The sequence below is a fragment of the Rhizobium grahamii CCGE 502 genome, assembly GCF_000298315.2.
GTDB lineage: Bacteria > Pseudomonadota > Alphaproteobacteria > Rhizobiales > Rhizobiaceae > Rhizobium > Rhizobium grahamii.
Window position 1 is genome coordinate 109,683 of the sequence record NZ_AEYE02000003.1, and the last position, 20,282, is coordinate 129,964.

Sequence of the window (20,282 nt, forward strand, 5' to 3'; positions counted from 1 at the left end):
GCCATGTTCAAGAAGATTTCTATGGCCGCTATGGCGGTTAGCTTTTCGGCGTCGTCGTCCTTTGCTGCGACCAACATCACCTGGTGGCACGGCATGGGCGGCCGCAACGGCGAAGTCATCAACGAGGTTGCACAGAAGTTCAACGCTTCGCAGACGAGCTGCGCCATCACGCCGGTCTCCAAGGGATCGTACGAAGAAGCGCTCGCAGCCGGCATTGCCGCTTTCCGTTCGGGCGAACAGCCGAACATCCTGCAGGTGTTTGACGCTGGCGCCGCCACTATCATCAACGCCAAGGGCGCCGTCATTCCGGCTGAAGACCTGATCAACAGCGCCGGCTACAAGTTCGACCGCAACGCCTTCATCCCCGGCGTTCGCTATCTCTACGCTGCTGCTGACGGCAAGTTCGTCGGTATGCCGTTCAACTCTTCCGCTCCGATCATGTACACCAACCCGGAAGCGCTGAAGAAGGCTGGCGTCGAAACCCCCGAAGACTTGGGAAGAGTTCGAAGCAATCGCTCCGAAGCTCAAGGAAGCCGGTTACATCCCGCTCGTCCAGACGCAGCTGACCTGGGAGTTCACCGAGAACTTCTTCTCGCGCAACAACATCCAGTTCGCGACCAACAACAACGGTTACGACAGCATCACCGACACCAAGCTGAAGGTCACAGACCCGAACCTCATCATGATGTTCGAAAAGCTGAAGGCCTGGAAGGATGAAGGCTACTTCGCCTACTACGGCGCTGGCTGGAACGACAACCAGAAGCCCTTCGAAGAAGGCAAGGTCGCTCTGTGGATCGGTTCCTCGGGCTCTTTCGGCGGCCTGAAGAAGACGGCAACCATGCCCTTCTCGGCAACCTTCCTGCCCTATTGGGGTTCGATCAACGGCGCCGACAAGAACACCTTCATCGGCGGCGCTGCCCTCTTCGCGATGGCTGGAAAGCCGGAAGCCGAAAACAAGTGCGTTGCCGACTTCTTCCAGTTCCTAACCTCGCCTGAGATCCAGAAGTTCTACCACCAGGCAACCGGCTACGTCGCCATCACCGAAGCAGCCTACGATCTCGCCAAGAAGGAAGGCTACTACGAGAAGGAGCCTGTCGCCGAAGTCGGTATCAAGCAGCTGAAGCTGGAAGGCGGCGAATGGTCGAAGGGCTACCGCCTCGGCTTCTACCCGCAGATCCGCTCGATCATGGAGCGCGAGTACAACCGCATCTTCGCTGGTGAAACCACCGTCAAGGACGCTTTCGACACTATCGAGAAGGAAGGCAACGAACTTCTCGCCCGTTTCGCAAAGACGGCCGGCTGATTTCAGCCACCTCGACTGTGACAGTCAATAGGGATCTCCTTTCCTCGGAAGGGAGATCCCATCAGCGATAGAGGACCGCGCGTGGCCTACACTCCATCCCAACCCCGCTTCGGCCGGTTCATTTCGGGCCGTGCGGTAGGCGCCAGGAAACCGGCAGCCGCCGCCGAGCCGGCAGGCGCCAAGCGCGTCCAGTTCTCGCCATCGCTCATCCCGTATCTGTTTCTGGCGCCGCAGCTCGCGGTGATCTTCATTTTCTTCTACTGGCCGTCCGTGCAGGCGGTGCAGTCGTCCTTCTATATCGAGGATCCCTTCGGCTTCGGCTCGACCTTCGTCGGCCTCAGCAATTATACCGATGTGATCTTCAGCCCCGAATATCTTGCTATCGCCAAGTTCACGGTTGTCTTCACGGCACTGGTAACCTTCTTCTCGCTGGCACTCGGTCTGCTGCTGGCGGTCAAGGCCGATGCCGTCATTCGCGGCAGTTCCGCCTACAAGACGCTGCTGATCTCGGTTTACGCGATCGCCCCGCCGGTCGCCGGCCTCATAGGCATGATGTTCTTCGACCTGCATATCGGTCCCTTCGTCAAGCTGGCGGCCTGGTTCGGTTGGGACATGCAGGTCGGTCTCAACTACTACGACACAGCCTTTGCGCTGATCGTCGTCGCAGTCTGGAAACAGATCCCCTACAATTTCATCTTCTTCCTGTCCGGCCTTCAGGGCGTGCCGGTCTCCGTGCGCGAAGCCGCCACCATCGACTGCCGCTCCGGCTTCCGCCGGTTCTGGACGGTGACGCTGCCGTTGCTCGCGCCAACCGCCTTCTTCCTGCTGATCATCAACATCACCTACGCCCTGTTCGACACCTTCGGCGTCATCGACGTGATGGTGAAGGACAAGCCGGCCAACAATCCGATCACCCTTGTCTACAAGGTCTACATGGACGGCTTCCGCGGCAACGATATCGGCAGCTCCTCGGCGCAGTCGGTCATCCTGATGATCGTCGTCTTCGTCCTCACCATCATCCAGTTCCGCTTCATCGAGAAGCGGATCCACTACACGTGATCGGGGAAGACCAATGTACAAGACGAAACCTCTCGATCACCTGATCCTCATCCTCGGCTCGCTGTTTTTGATCCTGCCCGTGATCGTCGCCTTCATGACCTCGACTCACGAAGCGGCCGAAATCCACACCAAGGGCCTGATGATCACGCCCGGCGACAATTTCGTCGGCACCTACGAGAAAGTGCTCACCCAGAAGGGCGGCTTCACCGGCGAGATCACCGGCCTCAACATGGTGCTGAACTCGCTGATCCTTGGTGTCGGCTTTGCCGTCGGCAAGATCGTGCTATCGATGATGGCGGCCTACGCCATCGTCTACTTCCGCTTCCGGTTCGCCACGCTTGCCTTCTGGGTCATCTTCACGACGCTGCTGTTGCCGCTCGAAGTGCGCATCATGCCGTCCTACGAAGTCATGAGCAAACTCGGACTGCTGAACTCATACACCGGCCTGATCGTGCCGCTGCTCGCGTCCGCGACCGGCACCTTCTATTTCCGCCAGTTCTTCAAGTCCGTCCCCGAGGAACTCTTGGAGGCCGCCCGCATCGATGGCGCCGGGCCGTTCAAGTTCTTCGTCGACATCCTGATCCCGCTGTCGCGCACCATGATGGCGGCGATCTTCATCATCATGTTCGTCTATGGCTGGAACCAGTATCTCTGGCCCATGCTGATGACCACCGACGAGAGCTTCTTCACGCTCATGCGCGGCATCAAGTCGATCCTGCAGGTCTGGGTCGGTTCGCAAATTCCCGATTACAACGAAGCCTTTGCACTCGCCGTGCTGGCCATGCTGCCGCCGGTGTTGATCGTCGTGATTTTCCAGAGATGGTTCATCAAGGGCCTAACCGAGAGCGATAAGTAAGGAAGAAAACCATGGCACGGATCGAAATCTCGAAGGTCTGCAAGGATTATCATGGCGGCGTCCGCGCCGTGAACGGCGTCGATATCTCGATCGCCGATGGTGAGTTCATCGTCCTCGTCGGCCCGTCCGGCTGCGGCAAGTCCACGCTGCTGCGCATGGTGGCGGGGCTGGAGGAGATCTCCGACGGCACCGTCAGCATCGGTGACCGGGTGGTCAACAGCATCGACCCGGCTGATCGCGACATCGCCATGGTCTTCCAGAATTATGCGCTCTACCCGCACATGACCGTCTACGACAACCTCGCCTACGGCCTGAAAAACCGCAAGACGCCGAAGGCCGAGATCGACGCGCGCGTCGCCGAGGCCGCCCGCACGCTGCAGCTCGAGCCCTATCTCGACCGCCGCCCGCGCGCGCTCTCCGGTGGCCAGCGCCAGCGCGTCGCCATGGGCCGCGCCATCGTCCGCAAGCCCGCGGCGTTCCTCTTCGACGAGCCGCTGTCGAACCTCGATGCCAAGCTGCGCGTTTCCATGCGTGGCGAGATCAAGCGCCTGCAGCGTCGCCTCGGAACCACCTCGCTCTACGTCACCCACGACCAGCTGGAGGCGATGACGCTGGCCGACCGCCTCGTGGTTCTCAGCCACGGCGAAATCGAGCAGATCGGTACACCGCTCGAGGTCTATCATCGCCCGGCTTCCACCTTTGTGGCGAGCTTCATCGGCTCGCCTGCCATGAACCTCCTCAAGGGCGAACTACATGGCGATAAGCTCGCACTGGGGCCAAGCATGATCGACCTTGCGGGGCTTGCGCCGACATCAGGGCCTGTCACGGTCGGCATTCGGGCCGAGGACCTGCGCCTTGCCGGTGCCGGTGAACATGCCATGACGGTCGCGATCGACTACGTCGAAGAGCTTGGCTCACAGCGCCTGGTGCACGGAAGTCTTGGCGATCAACAGTTGACGGCGGTCCTGTCGCCCGAAGTTGAGCTGAAGTCCGAACTGCGGCTGATTGTTGGCGCAGAGCGGCTGCATTTCTTCAATCACGAGACGGGCAAGCGCATCGGCGAGACGGTAGCTTCGCCGGCCGCCGTGGTCAAAACGGAAATCGCCTGACCCCTGATTGATCCTTAAAATTGTACCGATCGCCTGTACGGTGCCTTTACGACTCTCTGCTATCCCGAAACGGATTGGATAGCAGGGGGGCTCATGGGTATTCATATGATGCTGGCAAGCGTGGTGGCGATGGCCGCGCGCGTGGCGCCCTTTCCGAGTCTGCCGCAGCCGCAAGCAAAGACATTCGTGGCAAAGTCCGGCGATACCTTCGACATGCGCGCGACGCCGATCAATCCGGATTGGGTCATCAGCGGCAACCCCCAGGCACGCACCGGCGAGCATTCGCGCAGCCATGACGATGCAGCCTATACGGCTATCTGGGATTGCACGGCCGGCGAATTCCGTTGGTACTTCTACTGGGACGAAACGGTGATGATCCTCGAGGGCGGCGTCCATATCGTTGCCGAGGACGGCACGGAGCGGACGCTGCAAGCCGGCGATGTTGCCTTCTTCGCGGCGGGCAGCTGGGCCAGTTGGCGCGTGGACGACTATGTGCGCAAGGTGGCCTTCCTGAGGAAGCCGTTCCCGAAGCCCGTCGCGCTCGCCTACCGGCTGAAAAGCCTGCTGCGCGGCGACGTCCAAAAGAGCGGTATCGCCGCCTGACGATTTCCGGTTTCGTCACAACGAAGCCGTTGATTGGCGTTGCGTTCGGGGCATCTGCAGCCTACATCTGTCCGGCATCAGCTAAGGGACAGAAATGGCTAAGATCACGAACGTAGCGGTCCAGATGGACCATGTTGCCGGCATCAATATTGCGGGCGATTCCACCTTTGCGATGAGCCTGGAAGCGCAGGCTCGCGGCTACAAGCTCTTCCATTACACGCCCGAGCGCCTGAGCTTCAGAGACGGCAATCTGTACGCCACGGTGGAGCCGATGGTGTTGCGCGACGTCAAGGGCGATCATTTCGAGCTTGGGGCGCCCGAACGCGTCGATCTTTCCACCATGGACGTCATCCTGCTGCGCCAGGATCCGCCGTTCGACATGGCCTACATCACCTCGACCCACCTGCTGGAGCGGATCCATCCGAAGACGCTCGTCGTCAACGACCCGGCCTGGGTGCGGAACTCTCCCGAAAAGATCTTCGTCACCGAATTTGCCGATCTGATGCCAAAGACGCTGATCACCAAGGATGCAGCGGAAATTCGCCGCTTCCGCGATGAGATGGGTGACATCATCTTGAAGCCGCTCTACGGCAATGGCGGCGCCGGGGTTTTCCATTCGACAAGGGACGACCGCAACCTGTCGTCGCTGCTCGAAATGTTCGGTCAGCTCTTCCGCGAACCCTTTATCGCGCAGCAGTACCTTCCTGATGTTCGCAAGGGCGACAAACGCATCCTGCTCGTTGACGGCGAGCCGGTCGGCGCAATCAATCGCGTGCCCGCCGAACACGACAGCCGCTCCAACATGCATGTCGGCGGACGCGCCGAGGCGACTGAACTGACCGCCCGCGAGATCGAAATCTGCAAGCGCATCGGCCCCGCACTCAAAGAGCGCGGTTTCCTTTTCGTCGGCATCGACGTCATTGGCGACTATATGACGGAGATCAACGTCACCTCGCCGACCGGTATCCGCGAAGTGCGCAAATTTGGCGGTGCCGATATCGCAGCCTTGTTGTGGGACGCAATCGAGCAGAAGCGGTAGGCATCGTTTTGTCGCCGGGCGCCGAGAACGGACGGGCGGGTTTTGCAGGCAGTTCGTCCCTTCCGGATGCTCCCGCTCGATGCGGTCGGGGCAAGTGCACCGGTTTGTTCCGTCTCTGCAACCCGCCACAACCTGCCTGCAGCGTTAGCTTGAATCTGTTCTTTTATTGTTCTTGTTTCATTCCTGTTTCTATGCAAGATTGCAATTCGCGACAATGATACGTCGTTAAACTGCAGTGTAGTGGGTTGCGGCACAGGGGATGGGGCATGGTCGCACGCGTCAGCACGGTTGCATTTCAGGGCATTGAGGGTGTTCCGGTTGAAGTTCAGGTCATGGTCGCGCCCGGGCGGGTCGTGACGCAGATCGTCGGTCTTCCGGATAAGGCGGTGGCGGAAAGCCGCGAGCGGGTTCACGCCGCGCTGCACGCCTCGGGCCTGGCCCTCCCAGCCAAGAAGATTACTGTCAACCTCGCGCCGGCGGACCTGCCCAAGGAAGGCTCCCATTTCGACCTGCCGATCGCCCTTGGCCTAATGGCGGCCCTCGGCGCCATTCCGGCGGATGCGCTTTCCGACTACGTTGTGATTGGCGAACTCAACCTGGATGGCACGATTGCTCCCGTCGCCGGGGCGTTGCCGGCCGCGATTGGCGCAAACGCCATCGGCAAGGGGTTGATTTGCCCGGCCGAAAGCGGTGCGGAAGCGGCCTGGGCCGGACCGAGTATCGACATCCTTGCGCCGCGCAGCCTGATCGCGCTTGCCAATCATTTTCGCGGTACCCAGGTTCTCTCCCGTCCCGAACCTTCGATCCGCACAAACACTGTCAGCCTGCCTGACCTTGCCGACATCAAGGGGCAGGAAAGTGCCAAGCGGGCGCTGGAAGTGGCGGCGGCCGGCGGCCATAACCTCTTGATGATCGGCCCGCCCGGCTCCGGAAAATCCATGCTTGCAGCGCGCTTGCCCTCGATCCTGCCGCCGCTTTCCGCTGCCGAGCTTCTGGAAGTCTCGATGATCCATTCGGTAGCCGGACAATTATCCGGCGGGAAGCTCTCGGATCGACGCCCCTTCCGTACGCCGCATCATTCCGCCACCATGGCAGCCCTCGTCGGAGGCGGCCTGCGCGCAAAGCCCGGCGAGGCGTCACTGGCCCACCACGGCGTTCTGTTTCTCGATGAGTTTCCCGAGTTTTCGCCGCAGGCGCTCGATGCGTTACGGCAGCCGTTGGAAACAGGCGAATGCATCATCGCCCGTGCCAATCATCGTGTGGCCTATCCGGCCAACATCCAGCTCGTCGCGGCGATGAATCCCTGTCGCTGTGGCATGGCCGGCGAACCCGGCCATAGTTGCGCACGTGGTCCACGCTGCGTGACGGACTATCAGTCGCGCATTTCAGGCCCGCTGATGGATCGCATTGACATCCGCATCGATGTGCCGGCTGTCTCGGCTTTTGATCTCATCAGGCCAATGCCTGCTGAAAGGAGCGCTGATATCGCCCGCCGCGTCGCCCGTGCGCGCGAGATTCAGCGGGATCGCTTCAAGGCGGCGGGGCCGGGGGCAATCGGGACCAACGCCCGGTGCTCGACCGCCATGATCGAGACATACGCCGCACCGGATGCTTCCGGCCTGCAATTGCTCCGCGACGCAGCCGAAAAAATGAAGTTCTCGGCGCGCGGATATCATCGTGTCCTAAAGGTCGCGCGTACGCTGGCGGATCTTGATGGCAGCGAGATGGTGGGTCGCATCCATCTTGCCGAGGCGATCTCTTATCGCATCGCCGGCGAACGTCTGACCACGCCCGCCTGAAAATCGAAAGGAGCGCCAGAAAGCGCCCTCAGACTGGTGACGAGGTGTTCTTTCTTGCCGGACGATCGTTTTTTCCGTCATGCCGACCCTTGTTGAACCGGCATCCAGTGGCACCGGGTCTGCTGTGCGAACGGAACGCGCGCAAGGACCTGCGCGCGCTGGACCCCGGCGCTCGGCCGGGGTGACGATGGATGGGCATCCGTCCCGACGAGCCTTAAGACCTTGTCAGAAAGCTGGTGTGCCCCGTGTCAGGAATGCCGGCTTAGCTGCCAAGCCCCTCAAACAGGGCCGTGGAGAGATAACGTTCGGCAAAGGAGGGGATGATCACGACGATGTTTTTCCCCGCGTTCTCCTCACGGCTGCCGATTTTGATTGCGGCGGCCAAGGCTGCGCCAGAGGAAATGCCGACCGGCACGCCTTCCAGCCTGGCAACCTCGCGGGCAAGGTCAAGCGCCTCGGGGCTGCTGACCGTGACGATTTCGTCGTAGATATGGGTGTCGAGGATTGCCGGCGCGAAGCCCGCGCCGATGCCCTGGATCTTGTGCGGGCCCGGCTGGCCGCCGGAAAGGACGGGGGATTCCGCAGGTTCGACGGCGACGACCTTGAAGCCAGGCTTCTTCGATTTCAGCACCTGGCCGGCACCCGTGATGGTGCCGCCGGTACCGATGCCGGCAACCAGGATATCGACCGCACCGTCGGTATCGTTCCAGATCTCCTCGGCTGTCGTGCGGCGGTGGATTTCCGGATTGGCGGGATTTTCGAACTGCTGCGGGATAATCGCGTCGGGGAGTGTCGCCGCCAATTCCTCGGCCTTGGCGATCGCGCCCTTCATCCCCTTCGGACCTTCGGTGAGCACGAGTTCGGCGCCGAGCAGCGCCAGCATCTTACGGCGCTCGACGGACATGGTTTCCGGCATCGTCAGGATCAGTTTGTACCCCTTGGCCGCAGCGGCAAAGGCAAGCGCAATTCCGGTATTGCCAGATGTCGGCTCGATCAGGGTCGTCTTGCCGGGCGAAATCTTGCCCTGTGACTCCAGCGACTCGATCATTGCGACGCCGATGCGGTCCTTCACGGAAGCGATCGGATTGAAGAATTCCAGCTTCGCCAGGAGGTTCGCCTTGACGCCCTTCGCCTTGGCGAGCTTGTCGAGCCGCACGATTGGCGTGTCACCGATGGTCTCGGTGATCGAGGAATAGATGCGGCCGCGGCCCGGTTTCTTCGACATTAGGCTCTCCCTTGGTGAAACGTGCGGAGAGAATAGGGTCAAAGATGGATGGAGGCCAGTGTGGGTTCATCCGCCAGAAGCGATCAGGCGAGAAAAAATCCTTTAGGAACGGGGCTTTGTCGAATGAATTTTTCAGGCGGCGCGGGTGGCGATGAAGGCGGCCGTGCCGGCGAGAATACCTGCCGCCGTCTTGTTCAGCGCCGCCAGCGCACGCGGTTGCTTGAGCATCAGCCGGGCACGGGACGCAAGCAGCATATAGGGGACCAAAACCACAAGCAGGACGACGAAGGTGGTTGCCAAAAGGACACCATATTCACGAAGCCCGATGCTGTTGATGTCGATCAAAGTCGGCACCAGTGCGACATAGAACAGCATGGTTTTGGGATTGCCGAGTGTTACCAGCAGGCCGGACAGGAAGCTCATGCCGACATTGCTCGCCTTCCTGGCCGCGATGTCGTGGGGCAGCAGGCCGGCCGTCCAGAGCTTGTAAGCGATGTAGCAGAGATAAAGCGCACCGGCGATCTTGATGACAATGAAGAGTTCGGTGAACGTCTGCGCCACGAAAGCGAGGCCGAGAATGACGGCCGTGAGATAGGTCATATCGCCAAGCACTAGGCCGAGGCCCATGAAGAAGGTCTCGCGAAAATTCGAGCCGAGTGCGCGCGCGACGATCGCCGTGATGCCCGGTCCGGGGATGGCGGCAGCGATGAAAAGGGCCGCAGCATATGCAAAAAGGGCGGTGAGGGACATGGTGCGAGCTCCTGCTTCAGGCGCCTTCTACGCCTGCGAACGGTGGATTTCAAGGATGTGACGCTCTGTCACTAGGCTGCAGTGCATGGCTGCTATTGACGCTTGTTGTGACGGTTCTAGTTCCAAGGCGGGGTCGAAGCTGTGAAGGCCGGCATCGCGCCAACAACCAAATCGGAGGGGCAATGGGCAATGAGCCCCTCGATACCGACCAATACCTACTGTTCGCCAAAGGAGACATCGATGAGCCTCAACGCAGCCGAAAAGCGCAAACTCGCCCCACTTGCCACTCCGACGGACCTGAAAGGGAATGCCATCCAGGACATCTCGGCCGCTTTAGCGGCGCTGCTGGCCGACGTCTTCGCGCTCTACATGAAGACCAAGAATTTCCATTGGCATATGTCGGGGCCGCATTTCCGCGACTATCACCTGATGCTCGACGAGCAGGCTGAGCAGATTTTTGCCACGACCGATGCGATTGCCGAACGCGCTCGCAAGATCGGCGGCACGACGTTGCGTTCCATCGGCCATATCGGTCGCCTGCAGCGCATCAATGACAATGATGCTGAGTATGTGACGCCGGAGGACATGCTGGCGGAACTGCGCGACGACAATAGGCAGCTTGTATCGCTGTTGCGCGAAACCCACGATGTCTGCTCCGAGCACAATGACTTCGCTACAACAAGTCTGCTGGAAGTCTGGATCGATGAAGCCGAGCGCCGCACTTGGTTCCTGTTCGAAACGACGCGTCAGCAGAAGTAGCTCGAGCGTCCTCAGTCTATGAGTTTGCCCGCGCACGCAGCAACTGCGCGGGCGTCCAGCCAAGGTTCATGCCGGCCGCGGCGACAAGAATGACGGCAGCGCCAACAAGTTGAAGCGGCTGCAACGCATGCCCGAAGGCCACTCGATCGACGACGATTGCGGCAATCGGATAGATGAACGACAGCGCTCCTGTCAGATGGATCGGCAGCTTCTGGATCGCGCCGTAGAGCAGCACATACATCAGCCCCGTATGAACGATGCCCATGGTGGCAAGGATTGACCAGGACTGTCCGTCGGTTGGCAGGTCCGAGAAGTTCACGATCGGCAGCAGCATCAGCACGCCGGTGGTAACCTGTATCAGCGCTATGAGATGCGGCGGCGTTCCCTTGAGCCATTTCGCGGCGAGGGCTGCCAGCGCGTAGAAAAACGCGGCGCCGAGCGCCAAAAGGATCCCAATCGCATAGCCCTCGTGTTCGCCTGACGTCGCCGGCTTGGCTTCGACGATGGCCGCCATTCCGCCAAAGGCCAGCGTCAGCCACAGCAGCTTCGCGGAGGTGATCTTCTCGCCGAGAAAAAGCGCACCGAGGGCAAGCAACATGAAGGGTTGCGTATTGTAGACGGTCGTCGCTATCGAAATCGAGGCGTGGCCGTATGACGCAAACAGCAGCAGCCAATTGAGAACAATGGCAACGCCGCCGAAGACCGCAATCCCAAGCGCCGTGAAGCTGATGACGCCCGGTCGCAGCAGTCCCGTGACCGCGCAGACGGCGAGCAGGCTGATCGCGCCAAAGAAGCAGCGCCAGAACACCACGCCGCTCACCGGCTGGCCGGACATCACGACGAACCAGCCGATGGTTCCTGAAATCAGCATTGCAGTCGTCATTTGGGCAGTGCCGGCGCGAACTTCGCTGTGCATCACATCTCTCCGTGTTGATGGAGAAAGAATATTGCGGAGTCATCGTGATTTATATAAATTCCATTAGGCTCGTCGTGCAATCGTCCTATCTTTGTGAGGAAAAGTGTCTGTATTGCCTAATGACAACTTGGTCGATGCGGTCGACCAGAAAATCCTGCAGGCACTGGCGGAGAACGCCCGCATTTCCTTGAAGGAACTGGCGCAGGCCGCGGGCCTCTCTTCGCCCAGCGCCGCCGAACGTCTCCGCCGCCTTGAGGAACGCGGGATCATTGCCGCGTTCACAATTGATATCGACGCCGCGGCGCTCGGATATCCGCTGCAGGCGATCGTGCGCGTCCGGCCGCTGCCGGGACAGTTGCATGTAGTCCAGCGCATCATCCAGGATACGCCCCAGTTCGTGGAGTGCGACAAGGTGACGGGTGATGACTGTTTCATTGCCCGGCTTGTCGTTTCCTCTATGGCGGAACTCGACGCGATCCTCGACAAGGTGGCGGAGAAGGCCGAAACCAGTACCTCGATGGTCAAGGCATCACCGGTAAAGCGCCGTCTGCCGCCGCTCGCGCGAGAGCGATAGCTCAGAAATCGGCCATTGGCGACAGCATTGCCGGTCGATCAAAGGTGATTGCGCCGGGTGTGCGGATCATGAAGTGCGTGTGGCCGTCGAGCGATCGCGCCTCTCCGTTCCACCCGAGTTTGTCAGGGCAGAACAACATGTCGACGGCGTCAGGCTCTATGTCTAGAGCTCCGATGATCGAGGTCAGCGAGGGGATATCGGCCGTGACGATGTCGAGGAGAATCAAACGTCCCGGCGGCTCGGTCTTCCAGGCAATCGCGGCCTGTTCCTGTTCCATCCAACTGACCCTGACGCCGGGGTCGAGTTGTGTGTTGATGAGAAACATCGCGGCGCTCTGACACACGGCGAGCACGTCTGAGGCTGGTTCGCGGGCCTTCAAAGCCGCGCGCAGTAGCGTGAGGTCTGCCGCGTCGAGCGGATCGAGGCGCCGGGCCGGCGTTTGCGCCTTTGAGGCAGCCGGCGCCTTGCCTGAATAGGCATGCAGCGCGAGCGAGCGGAATCCGTAGGGTTCATACAGTGACGGCTTGTCCGTGTAGAGGGCGATCGCCTCGAAGCCCATCTCCTCGCACCAGGCGAGCGCCTTCCGGGTCAGGTCGCGATACAGGCCGCGTCCGCGCCAGGGCGGCCGGACCGCGCCCGATTGGAATGCGGCGGCATTCAGTGTTCGACCGTTGATGACGAGGGGCATCGCAAAGGCCGAAAGATTGGCGGCAAGCAGGCCATCGCGGTCAAACCAGCCGAAGGGCATGCTGCTAGGGTCGGGTCCGCCCATTTCCTGCAATGGGCCGATATCGATATCGAATGTGTCCTTCAGGAGATCGACCAGTGCCTGCCATGCCTCGAGGTCGCCGAAATAGTCTTGGCGGAAGGTCAAGCCGGAATGATCGATCCCCTTGGAGGTCATACCCCCGTCGAGCCGAAGCCACCGGCGCCGCGCGCCGTAGCGGTCGCCTCGGAGATTTCGCAGATATGGGCCTGAATCGCCGGTGCGATCACCATCTGGGCGATGCGCATGCCTCTGGTGATCTCGAACGGCTCGTCGCCGAGGTTGATCAGCAGAACCTTGACCTCGCCGCGATAGTCGCTGTCAATGGTGCCGGGCGTATTCAGGCAGGTGAGGCCGTGCTTGAAGGCGAGGCCGGAGCGCGGACGCACCTGGCCCTCGAATCCTTCCGGAATTTCGAAGATGAAACCGGTCGGCACCAGCGCGCGCTTGCCAGGCCCGAGGATGGTCGGCGCGTCGGCATCGACGGCGGCGCGCAGGTCCATGCCGGCAGCCCCCTTGCTTTCGTAGGCTGGCAGTTCGAGGTCCTTGCCGTTGGCAAGGCGGATGATGTTGAGCGTCGGGCGCGTATCGGCATGAATGGTCATGCCCCATTAGTTTGCGCCCGAAGCGCCAAGGTCAATTGCAATGCGGGGCTTTAATCGCTAGATACGCCGCAATTCCACAGGATTCACATCATGGCCGAAAGTCTCGCCGAGGCGGTCTCCCGCCGCCGCACATTCGCTATTATCGCACACCCGGACGCGGGTAAGACCACGCTCACCGAAAAACTGCTGCTGTTCGGCGGTGCCATCCAGCTTGCCGGCGAAGTCAAGGCAAAGAAGGATCGCATGCAGACGCGCTCCGACTGGATGAAGATCGAGCGTGAGCGCGGTATCTCGGTCGTCACCTCGGTCATGACGTTCGAGTACAAGGACAATGTCTTCAACATCCTCGATACGCCCGGTCACGAGGACTTCGCTGACGACACCTATCGCACGCTGACGGCGGTCGACGCGGCCGTCATGGTGATCGACGCTGCCAAGGGTATCGAGCCGCGGACGCTGAAGCTGTTTGAAGTCTGCCGCATGCGCGACATTCCGATCATCACCTTTATCAACAAGATGGACCGGGAAAGCCGCGATCCCTTCGAGATCCTTGACGAAGTCGAGGAGAAGCTGGCGCTTGACTGCGCACCGGTGACATGGCCGATCGGCCGTTCCAAGACCTTCTGCGGCACCTACCACCTGGCGAACAACGAGGTGCGTGCTTCGGACACGCAGGAGATCATGACCAAGGTCACCGATCCCGAGATGGTAGCCCATCGCCTGCCGGAGAACGAGCGTGATGCGTTCATCGAGGAGACGACGCTGGCGATCGAGGCCTGCAAGCCCTTCGACAGGAAGGCTTTCCTCGAGGGTCACCTGACGCCTGTCTTCTTTGGTTCGGCGCTGCGCAATTTTGGCGTTCGCGACCTTATCGATGCGCTCGGCGAATTTGCGCCACCGCCGCGCGATCAGGTCGCCGATATCCGCACCGTGCAGGCGACCGACAACAAGATGACGGCCTTCGTCTTCAAGATCCAGGCGAACATGGACCCCAATCATCGCGACCGTATCGCGTTTGCCCGCATCTGCTCGGGCAAGCTCGAGCGCGGCATGAAGGCTCGCCTGTCGCGCACCGGCAAGCAGCTTGGCCTCACCGCGCCGCAGTTCTTCTTCGCGTCGCAGCGTCAGCTGGCCGATACTGCCTATGCCGGCGACGTCGTAGGCATTCCCAATCACGGCACGCTGCGCATCGGCGATACGCTGACGGAAGGCGAGTCGCTGGTGTTCCAGGGCGTGCCGAACTTCTCGCCGGAAATCCTGCGCCGCGTACGCCTGGAAGATGCCATGAAGGCGAAGAAGCTGAAGGAAGCGCTGCAGCAGATGGCGGAAGAAGGCGTCGTCCAGCTGTTTTCGCCGGAAGATGGTTCGCCGGCTATCGTTGGCGTCGTCGGCGCGCTGCAGCTTGATGTTCTGAAGGAGCGCCTGATGGCCGAATACGGCCTGCCGGTCTCCTTTGAAATGTCGCGCTTCTCCGTCTGCCGCTGGATTTCGGCCGATCAGCCGGCAGAGCTCGAAAAATTCATAACCGCGCGTCGCGGCGATATCGCGCGGGACCTGGATCATGATCCGGTGTTCCTGGCGCAGGACAGCTTTTCGCTGCGTTACGAGGCCGAGCGTTATCCGGCGATCAAGATGGCAGCACTGAAGGAATATCACGCCGTTAAGGTCGCGTGATATTCCTTAGGCTATAACGCTATGCGATAGTGCCGCCTGCGACAAACCAACAGGCGGCACCGATGAAGCTCTTTCCGGCCTTTCTCCTCTTTCTGCTTGTCTTCCTGCCGCTTGCAGAAGCGCGCACGATCACCGATGCCGCCGGCCGCGAGGTCGAGATCCCCGACAGGATCGAGAGGGTGATGGCAGCCGGCCCACCGGCCTCGGTCCTTGCCTATGTGCTGGCGCCGGAAAAGCTCGCCGGCTGGGTGCGCGCGCCGGGCGATGCCGAAAAAGCTTATCTTCTGCCGGCTGTCCGCGATCTTCCGGTCTTCGGGCAACTCACCGGCAAGGGCGGCACCGCCAATATCGAGGCAGTGCTTTACGCCAAGCCGGACCTCATCCTCGATGTCGGCACGGTGAACGCCACCTATAGCTCGCTTGCCGACAAGGTGCAGGCGCAGACCGGCATTCCCTATGTGCTGATCGACGGCAGTTTTGCCGGCAGCGCCGAAACGCTGCGCAAGGTCGGCGATATCCTCGGCGTCAACGAGCGGGGAGAGACGCTGGCAACCTATGCCGAGGGCAAGCTCGCCGACCTCAAACAGAAGCTTGCCGCCGTTCCTGCCGACAAGCGGCCGCATGTCTATTATGGCCGCGGCCCGGAAGGGCTGGAGACCGGCCTTTCCGGCTCCATCAACCTCGAAATCCTCGAAGCAGCGGGTGCTACCAATGTGGCGGCGGCAGCCGGCAAGGGCGGGCTGACGCAAGTGTCGCTGGAACAGATCCTTGGCTGGAACCCGGATACGATCCTCGCCGCCAGCAGCAAGTTCGCGGCGGCCGTCAAAGGCGATCCGCTATGGGCGAATGTCGAGGCCGTCAGGCAGGGCCGCGTCGTCGTGACACCGAGCCTGCCCTTCGGCTGGTCCGATTCTCCGCCCGGCATCAACCGGCTGATTGGTATCGCCTGGCTGGAAAAGCTGCTCTATCCTGATGTCTTCACGGCCGATCTATCCGGCGAGGTTCGTGAATTCTACAAGCTCTTCTATCAGGTCGATCTGACGGACGGGCAGCTTGCTGCCCTGATGAAAGGCTCCGCGCAGGTGAAGTGACGATGGCAGCAGAGGTGGAGACGGTCGCGGCGAGGCCGCACAACGGCTGGATTGCCGGTGGTCTGGCTGGCCTGCTGGTGCTTTGCCTGGTCTCGATGACCGTCGGCAAATATGGGGCAGGGCCATTCGCTGTCTTCGACGTAGTAAAAACGGCGCTTGTTGGCGGCAAGGCCGACCCGATCCTTCAAACCGTGCTCTTTAATGTTCGCCTGCCGCGGGTTGCTGCAGGGCTCTGCGTCGGGGCAGCGCTTGCGGCAGCCGGCGCCACCTATCAGGGGATCTTCCGCAATCCGCTGGTCTCACCCGACATCCTCGGCGTCTCCGCCGGCGCGAGCCTCGGGGCCGTCACCGCCATCTTCCTGTCGCTGCCGGTGGCCGCGATCCAGCTCTTCGCTTTCGCCGGCGGCCTGCTGGCTGTCGCCGCCGTCTATCTGGTCGGCCTTGCCGTCCGGAATCGCGATCCGGCGCTGACGCTGGTGCTTGCTGGCATCGCCATCGGGGCGCTGGTCGGCGCCGGCATTTCGCTCGTCAAGATCCTCGCCGATCCCTATGACCAGCTGCCGGCGATCACCTACTGGCTGCTCGGCAGCCTGACGGCGGTCACTCGCTTCGACGTCTTGTCGATCCTGCCGGCGCTTGTCATCGGCATCGTGCCATTGGCCTTGTTCCGTTGGCGGATGAACCTGATGACGCTCGGCGAGGACGAAGCCCAAAGCATGGGTATCGATACCGGGCGTATGCGCCTCGTGCTGATCGCCGGCGCGACGCTGGTAACCGCTGCTTCGGTCTCCGTCACCGGTACCATTGGCTGGATCGGCCTCGTCATTCCGCATATCGCACGGATGCTCGTCGGCCCGGATTTCCGTCGGCTGCTGCCGGCCTCGATGATGCTCGGCGGCGCCTATCTGCTGGTCGTCGACATGCTGGCCCGCAGCCTCGCCATGATCGAGATTCCGCTCGGCATTCTGACGGCCGTCGTCGGCGCGCCCTTCTTCCTGTGGCTTCTGGCATCGGGCAGGAGGGGCTGGCAATGAGGCTTGCGCTCGAGGCCCTTTCCCTTGGCTATGCCGGCCGCATGGTGGCACAGGACGTCACGCTGGAACTTGGACGCGGCGAGGTGCTGGCGTTGCTCGGGCCGAACGGAGCCGGCAAGACGACGCTGATGAAGACGATACTCGGCCTGCTGCCGCCGCGATCGGGCAATATCAGGCTCGACGGTCGCCCGCTTTCCGAGTGGTCGCGGCGCGAACGCGCGCGCCGCATCGCCTACGTGCCACAGGCGCACGCCTCGGTGTTTCCGTTCTCCGTCCGCGACGTGGTGTTGATGGGAAGGGCCCCATATCTCGGACCTTTCGAGACGCCTGGTGCGGTCGATGTTGCGGCGGCGGAGGCAGCACTTGATTCCCTCGGAATCGCCGCCCTTGCCGACCGTGTCTATACGATGATCAGCGGCGGCGAGCGGCAACTGGCCTTGATCGCCCGGGCGCTGGCGCAGGCGCCATCGATCATGGTGATGGACGAACCTGCCGCAAACCTCGACTTCGGCAATCACATGCGGCTTTTGTCGCGCATCCGCCAGCTTGCCGACAGTGGCCTTTCGATGATCTTCTCGACCCATGATCCGGATCACGCCTTCCTCGTCGCCGATCGCGTCGCCCTGCTGCATGACGGGCGGCTGCGGGCGCTCGGCCGCCCGGAAGCGGTGCTGACGCCGGAGACGATGAAGGACATATACGATATCGATGTCGTGGTCGGCTCGCTGCCGGGCAGTAGTGTCCGCCTCTGCGCGCCACGCCTGTAGGAGAGACTGATGGTACGCGAGAATGAAATCCGGGAAAACGAAGTCGCCGTCGACCTGCCGCCGGCGACGGATGCGGGGCTGGTGTTCATCGGGCGTATCTCGACCCCCTGGACCTCGCGTATGGAGACGCCGCGCCAGGGGCGGCATGACGGTCCGCTTTGCAGGATCGAGATATTCGAGCCGTGGAGACAGGCTCTCCAGGGAGTCGAAGCCTTCGAGCGTCTGGAGATCCTCTATTGGCTCGATCGATCACGCCGCGATCTTGTTCTGCAAAGTCCGGCCAACAGCGGAAAAGTCCATGGCACGTTTTCGCTTCGCTCGCCGGTGCGGCCAAACCCGATCGGTACTTCGATCGTCAAGCTGGAAGGGGTCGAAGACGGCGTCTTGCTGGTGCGAGGGATGGATTGCCTTGACGGCACGCCGCTGCTCGACCTGAAGCCCGATCGCACGCTGTTCAAGCCGATCGCGCCGCCGCAGCCCGGAGATTTCCAGACCGGCGACGACGTCGCGCATTATTGCAAGAAGGCCTGACGGTCAGTCGACCGCGACCATAACGTCAGAGGCCTTGACGACCGCATAGGCGTCGCCGCCGACGGCCAGCCCCAGCTCATCGACGGCCTCGTTGGTGATCGAGGACGTGACGATGGAACCGCCGCCGATATCGATGCGGACGTGTGCCGTGGTCGCACCCTTCTTCACCTCGACGATCTTTCCTTTCAAGCGATTGCGTGCACTGATCTTCATGGAAGCCTCCTGTTTTGCATGCGGACAGTAGTGGCTAAGGTGTGCCGCTGCAATCTACTCGCCGCGCGGATAGCGCTGGCTTTCCTCCAGCACGTTCAGATCCATGTGGTTGCGCATGTAGCGCTCGGAAGCCCGCTGCAGCGGCTGGTAGTCCCAGGGATAGTAGGCGCCGTTCCGCAACGCCTCGTAGACCACCCACCGGCGCGCCTGGCTTTCGCGCACGGCGGCGTCGAAGCTCTGCAGGTTCCAGCGCTTCTCGGCCTGGGCCGTCAGTCCGGCGAGAACACCGGCATGTCCAGTATCGCCAGCAAGGTTCTTCAATTCCTTTGGGTCCGCCTCGAGATCGAACAGCATTGGCGGGTCCTTTTCGCACAGGGTCAGCTTGAAGCGGCCGTCACGCAGGCAGACGAGCGGGGCTTCCGACCCCTCGGCGGCATACTCCATCGGCACCGGGCCACGACCGCCGGTGCCGATGGCAAGCGGCGTCAGATCCTCGCCATCCGTCCATGGTGCGAGCTTGGCGATGTCGATGCCCGCCAGTGCCGCGAGCGTCGGCGTCACGTCGAGCGTCGAGACCGGCTGGTGGATAGAGGCAGGTGCCCAGCCCGGTGCCGCAATCGTCAGCGGCACGCGCGACGAACCGTCGAAGAAGCACATCTTGAACCAGAGGCCACGGTCGCCCAGCATGTCGCCATGGTCGGAAACGAACAGCACGATGGTATTGTCCGCCATGCGCGCACGCTCGAGCACATCGAGGATCTCGCCGATCTTGTCGTCGATGTAGGAGATATTGGCGAAGTAGCCTTGGCGTGCGCGGCGGATCTGTTCCGGCGTGATCTCGAACGCATCGTAGTCGCAGGCCTTCAGCAGGCGCTGCGAGTGCGCATCCTGCTCGTCGAACGGAATTGCGCCGACCTCGGGATCGAGCGCTGGGGAATTCTCGTAGAGATCCCAATACTTGCGGCGTGCGACATAGGGGTCGTGCGGGTGGGTAAAGCTCACCGTCAGGCACCAGGGGCGGTCGTCTTGACGGCGTGAGAGGTCGTAGAGCTTGCGGGTCGCGTTGTAGGCGACCTCGTCGTCATACTCCATCTGGTTGGTGATCTCGGCCACGCCGGCACCGGTGACCGAGCCGAGATTGTGGTACCACCAGTCGATGCGTTCGCCGGGCTTGCTGTAATCGGGTGTCCAGCCGAAATCGGCGGGATAGATATCGGTGGTCAGCCGTTCCTCGAACCCATGCAGCTGGTCGGGGCCGACAAAATGCATCTTTCCGGAAAGGGCGGTGTGATAGCCCGCAGCGCGCAGATGGTGCGCGAAGGTCGGAATGTCCGACGCGAATTCGGCGGCGTTGTCATACACGCGGGTCCGGCTCGGCAATTGCCCGGACATGAAGGATGCGCGTGCCGGCGCGCAAAGCGGACTTGCCGTGTAGGTGTTGGCGAAACGTACCGAACGCTGCGCCAAGGCTTTCAGATGCGGTGCATGGAGAAAATCAGCCGGCCCGTCGGGAAACAGCGTGCCATTGAACTGATCCACCATCAGGATGAGAATATTCGGGCGCGCCATGCGTATCGTCCTTCGGTTTTGCGGGAGTGGGAACTTAGCC

20 protein-coding genes and 1 pseudogene are annotated in these 20,282 nt (G+C 61.6%); 14 read left to right on the forward strand and 7 right to left on the reverse strand.

The genetic code is table 11. The features are described 5' to 3' along the window. Positions 1-3: 3 nt before the first annotated feature. The 7 genes and pseudogenes from RGCCGE502_RS01670 to RGCCGE502_RS01700 all read left to right on the forward strand — a co-directional run bounded on the left by RGCCGE502_RS01670 (position 4) and on the right by RGCCGE502_RS01700 (position 7,768). Positions 4-1,303, forward strand: a pseudogene (locus RGCCGE502_RS01670) (extracellular solute-binding protein). Positions 1,304-1,384: 81 nt separating this feature from the next. Beyond that, entirely contained in the window at positions 1,385-2,362 is a 978-nt protein-coding gene (locus tag RGCCGE502_RS01675; protein WP_016552429.1) for an ABC transporter permease subunit, read from the forward strand. A gap of 13 nt (positions 2,363-2,375) precedes the next feature. Next, entirely contained in the window at positions 2,376-3,218 is an 843-nt protein-coding gene (ugpE, locus tag RGCCGE502_RS01680; RefSeq protein WP_016552430.1) for a sn-glycerol-3-phosphate ABC transporter permease UgpE, read from the forward strand. Between the two features lie 11 nt (positions 3,219-3,229). Continuing rightward, entirely contained in the window at positions 3,230-4,327 is a 1,098-nt protein-coding gene (locus RGCCGE502_RS01685; RefSeq protein ID WP_016552431.1) for an ABC transporter ATP-binding protein, read from the forward strand. Positions 4,328-4,420: 93 nt separating this feature from the next. Beyond that, complete coding sequence (locus RGCCGE502_RS01690; protein ID WP_016552432.1) at positions 4,421-4,930, forward strand: cupin domain-containing protein; 510 nt, start codon at positions 4,421-4,423, stop codon at positions 4,928-4,930. Positions 4,931-5,024: 94 nt separating this feature from the next. After that, entirely contained in the window at positions 5,025-5,969 is a 945-nt protein-coding gene (gene gshB, locus RGCCGE502_RS01695) for a glutathione synthase (RefSeq protein WP_016552433.1), read from the forward strand. 266 nt (positions 5,970-6,235) lie between these two features. Then, positions 6,236-7,768 carry a YifB family Mg chelatase-like AAA ATPase gene (locus tag RGCCGE502_RS01700; protein ID WP_016552434.1) on the forward strand — a complete coding sequence of 511 codons (1,533 nt, stop codon included), beginning with the start codon at positions 6,236-6,238 and terminating at the stop codon, positions 7,766-7,768. 262 nt (positions 7,769-8,030) lie between these two features. Here the strand turns inward: RGCCGE502_RS01700 and cysK are convergent, their stop codons facing one another. Together cysK and RGCCGE502_RS01710 are read right to left on the reverse strand one after the other, a co-directional pair. Then, entirely contained in the window at positions 8,031-8,993 is a 963-nt protein-coding gene (cysK, locus tag RGCCGE502_RS01705; protein WP_016552435.1) for a cysteine synthase A, read from the reverse strand. 132 nt (positions 8,994-9,125) lie between these two features. Beyond that, positions 9,126-9,743: a LysE family translocator gene (locus RGCCGE502_RS01710; RefSeq protein ID WP_016552436.1), complete on the reverse strand. Its 618-nt coding sequence runs from the start codon at positions 9,741-9,743 to the stop codon at positions 9,126-9,128. A 240-nt stretch (positions 9,744-9,983) separates the two neighbouring features. Here RGCCGE502_RS01710 and RGCCGE502_RS01715 point away from each other — a divergent pair, with 240 nt between their 5' ends. Further along, entirely contained in the window at positions 9,984-10,502 is a 519-nt protein-coding gene (locus RGCCGE502_RS01715; RefSeq protein ID WP_016552437.1) for a Dps family protein, read from the forward strand. Positions 10,503-10,518: 16 nt separating this feature from the next. Here the strand turns inward: RGCCGE502_RS01715 and RGCCGE502_RS01720 are convergent, their stop codons facing one another. After that, the gene (locus RGCCGE502_RS01720; RefSeq protein ID WP_016552438.1) at positions 10,519-11,418 is read right to left on the reverse strand and encodes a DMT family transporter; all 900 of its coding nucleotides are present in this window, start codon (positions 11,416-11,418) and stop codon (positions 10,519-10,521) included. A gap of 127 nt (positions 11,419-11,545) precedes the next feature. Between RGCCGE502_RS01720 and RGCCGE502_RS01725 the strand changes: the two genes are divergently transcribed. Continuing rightward, positions 11,546-11,992, forward strand: a complete 447-nt coding sequence (locus tag RGCCGE502_RS01725; RefSeq protein ID WP_016552439.1) for an Lrp/AsnC family transcriptional regulator — start codon at positions 11,546-11,548, stop codon at positions 11,990-11,992. A gap of 1 nt (position 11,993) precedes the next feature. Here the strand turns inward: RGCCGE502_RS01725 and RGCCGE502_RS01730 are convergent, their stop codons facing one another. Together RGCCGE502_RS01730 and dut are read right to left on the reverse strand one after the other, a co-directional pair. Continuing rightward, positions 11,994-12,896, reverse strand: a complete 903-nt coding sequence (locus RGCCGE502_RS01730) for a GNAT family N-acetyltransferase (protein WP_016552440.1) — start codon at positions 12,894-12,896, stop codon at positions 11,994-11,996. Next, complete coding sequence (gene dut, locus RGCCGE502_RS01735) at positions 12,893-13,363, reverse strand: dUTP diphosphatase (RefSeq protein WP_016552441.1); 471 nt, start codon at positions 13,361-13,363, stop codon at positions 12,893-12,895. Before dut ends, RGCCGE502_RS01730 begins: the two co-directional genes overlap by 4 nt. A gap of 90 nt (positions 13,364-13,453) precedes the next feature. Between dut and RGCCGE502_RS01740 the strand changes: the two genes are divergently transcribed. The 5 genes from RGCCGE502_RS01740 (at position 13,454) to tsaA (ending at position 18,460) form a co-directional block, all read left to right on the forward strand. Further along, positions 13,454-15,037, forward strand: a complete 1,584-nt coding sequence (locus RGCCGE502_RS01740) for a peptide chain release factor 3 (RefSeq protein ID WP_016552442.1) — start codon at positions 13,454-13,456, stop codon at positions 15,035-15,037. Between the two features lie 62 nt (positions 15,038-15,099). Continuing rightward, positions 15,100-16,128, forward strand: coding sequence for an iron ABC transporter substrate-binding protein (locus RGCCGE502_RS01745; RefSeq protein WP_016552443.1), 1,029 nt, complete (start codon positions 15,100-15,102; stop codon positions 16,126-16,128). A gap of 2 nt (positions 16,129-16,130) precedes the next feature. Beyond that, a complete protein-coding gene (locus tag RGCCGE502_RS01750; RefSeq protein WP_016552444.1) occupies positions 16,131-17,162 on the forward strand; it encodes a FecCD family ABC transporter permease in 1,032 nt (343 codons plus the stop codon). Further along, positions 17,159-17,929: an ABC transporter ATP-binding protein gene (locus RGCCGE502_RS01755; RefSeq protein ID WP_016552445.1), complete on the forward strand. Its 771-nt coding sequence runs from the start codon at positions 17,159-17,161 to the stop codon at positions 17,927-17,929. Before RGCCGE502_RS01750 ends, RGCCGE502_RS01755 begins: the two co-directional genes overlap by 4 nt. A 9-nt stretch (positions 17,930-17,938) precedes the next feature. Next, positions 17,939-18,460, forward strand: a complete 522-nt coding sequence (gene tsaA / locus RGCCGE502_RS01760) for a tRNA (N6-threonylcarbamoyladenosine(37)-N6)-methyltransferase TrmO (RefSeq protein ID WP_016552446.1) — start codon at positions 17,939-17,941, stop codon at positions 18,458-18,460. A 3-nt stretch (positions 18,461-18,463) separates the two neighbouring features. Here the strand turns inward: tsaA and RGCCGE502_RS01765 are convergent, their stop codons facing one another. Next, entirely contained in the window at positions 18,464-18,673 is a 210-nt protein-coding gene (locus RGCCGE502_RS01765) for a TOBE domain-containing protein (RefSeq protein ID WP_016552447.1), read from the reverse strand. Between the two features lie 54 nt (positions 18,674-18,727). Next, positions 18,728-20,242 carry a choline-sulfatase gene (gene betC, locus RGCCGE502_RS01770; RefSeq protein WP_016552448.1) on the reverse strand — a complete coding sequence of 505 codons (1,515 nt, stop codon included), beginning with the start codon at positions 20,240-20,242 and terminating at the stop codon, positions 18,728-18,730. Positions 20,243-20,282 lie beyond the last annotated feature (40 nt).

Coding starts and splice junctions, on each gene's coding strand:
- RGCCGE502_RS01745 (WP_016552443.1), top strand. CDS start 15,100: ATGAAGCTCTTTCCGGCCTTTCTCCTCTTTCTGCTTGTCTTCCTGCCG.
- tsaA (WP_016552446.1), top strand. CDS start 17,939: ATGGTACGCGAGAATGAAATCCGGGAAAACGAAGTCGCCGTCGACCTG.
- RGCCGE502_RS01685 (WP_016552431.1), top strand. CDS start 3,230: ATGGCACGGATCGAAATCTCGAAGGTCTGCAAGGATTATCATGGCGGC.
- ugpE (WP_016552430.1), top strand. CDS start 2,376: ATGTACAAGACGAAACCTCTCGATCACCTGATCCTCATCCTCGGCTCG.
- RGCCGE502_RS01710 (WP_016552436.1), bottom strand. CDS start 9,743: ATGTCCCTCACCGCCCTTTTTGCATATGCTGCGGCCCTTTTCATCGCT.
- RGCCGE502_RS01700 (WP_016552434.1), top strand. CDS start 6,236: ATGGTCGCACGCGTCAGCACGGTTGCATTTCAGGGCATTGAGGGTGTT.
- RGCCGE502_RS01720 (WP_016552438.1), bottom strand. CDS start 11,418: ATGCACAGCGAAGTTCGCGCCGGCACTGCCCAAATGACGACTGCAATG.
- gshB (WP_016552433.1), top strand. CDS start 5,025: ATGGCTAAGATCACGAACGTAGCGGTCCAGATGGACCATGTTGCCGGC.
- cysK (WP_016552435.1), bottom strand. CDS start 8,993: ATGTCGAAGAAACCGGGCCGCGGCCGCATCTATTCCTCGATCACCGAG.
- RGCCGE502_RS01715 (WP_016552437.1), top strand. CDS start 9,984: ATGAGCCTCAACGCAGCCGAAAAGCGCAAACTCGCCCCACTTGCCACT.
- RGCCGE502_RS01750 (WP_016552444.1), top strand. CDS start 16,131: ATGGCAGCAGAGGTGGAGACGGTCGCGGCGAGGCCGCACAACGGCTGG.
- dut (WP_016552441.1), bottom strand. CDS start 13,363: ATGACCATTCATGCCGATACGCGCCCGACGCTCAACATCATCCGCCTT.
- betC (WP_016552448.1), bottom strand. CDS start 20,242: ATGGCGCGCCCGAATATTCTCATCCTGATGGTGGATCAGTTCAATGGC.
- RGCCGE502_RS01755 (WP_016552445.1), top strand. CDS start 17,159: ATGAGGCTTGCGCTCGAGGCCCTTTCCCTTGGCTATGCCGGCCGCATG.
- RGCCGE502_RS01740 (WP_016552442.1), top strand. CDS start 13,454: ATGGCCGAAAGTCTCGCCGAGGCGGTCTCCCGCCGCCGCACATTCGCT.
- RGCCGE502_RS01690 (WP_016552432.1), top strand. CDS start 4,421: ATGGGTATTCATATGATGCTGGCAAGCGTGGTGGCGATGGCCGCGCGC.
- RGCCGE502_RS01730 (WP_016552440.1), bottom strand. CDS start 12,896: ATGACCTCCAAGGGGATCGATCATTCCGGCTTGACCTTCCGCCAAGAC.
- RGCCGE502_RS01765 (WP_016552447.1), bottom strand. CDS start 18,673: ATGAAGATCAGTGCACGCAATCGCTTGAAAGGAAAGATCGTCGAGGTG.